Raw genomic sequence first — 921 nt, forward strand, 5'->3', positions numbered from 1 at the left:
TCACTAGATCGTTTGTGATATTACATGAAAAGTCCCGCTGCAAGCAGGGACAAACACGGTGAGGATCGTCGGCAGCGTCAAATGTGAAAAAGAGACAGCCGCGAGGCCGCCACCCGCCCCGCCCGGATCCTGCGCCGCCGCGACCCGGCCGCGGCCGAGCAGTGGTACCGGCAGGCCGCAGCCCGCGGCCACCGCCGGGCCGCCCTGCACCTGGGCGCGATGCTGGAGGCCCGCGGCGAGCTCAAGGAGGCCGAGCGCTGGTACCTGACCTCCGCCAAGCAGGGCGAGGCCCGCGCCGCGTGCGCCCTGGGCTTCCTGCTGCGCGACGCGGGGGACGAGGACAGCGCGGCCGCGTGGTGGCACCGGGCCGCCCAGGACGGCGACGGCAACGCCGCCAACGCCCTGGGCGCGCTGCACGCCGCCCGCGGGGAGACCCAGACCGCGGAGCGCTGGTACCGCTCGGCCATGGACGCGGGCGATCAAAACGGGGCGTACAACCTTGCTCTGCTGTGCGCCGCACAGGACCGCACCGCGCAGGCCGAGCAGTGGTACCGCCGCGCCGCGTACGCCGGCCACCGCGAGGCGGCCAACGCCCTGGCGATCCTGCTCCTGCAGGGCGGGGACGCGGCCGGCGCCGAGCCCTGGTTCTCCAAGGCGGCCGAGGCGGGCAGCGTGGACGCCGCCTTCAACCTGGGCATCCTCTTCGCCAGCCGCGACGAGGACGAGATGGCGCTGCGCTGGTACGAGCGGGCGGCCGCCGCCGGGCACACCGACGCGGCACTCCAGGTCGGCATCGCCCTGGTCCGCGACGGCGAGGAGCGGGCCGCCGAGCGGCACCTGCGGTGCGCGGCGGGCGGCGGCAGCGCGGAGGCGGCCTTCCGGCGGGGCCGGCGGCTGGGGTGCCGGTTCTTTATACCCTCA

General features: G+C 74.8%; 1 pseudogene. It reads left to right on the forward strand.

The window, feature by feature from the left end:
• Nucleotides 1–150: 150 nt before the first annotated feature.
• Nucleotides 151–921 (forward strand): annotated as a pseudogene (locus GPJ59_RS36585) (tetratricopeptide repeat protein); the annotation flags it as partial.

The sequence above is a fragment of the Streptomyces bambusae genome (genome assembly GCF_019400985.1).
In the GTDB taxonomy this organism is placed as follows: domain Bacteria; phylum Actinomycetota; class Actinomycetes; order Streptomycetales; family Streptomycetaceae; genus Streptomyces; species Streptomyces bambusae_A.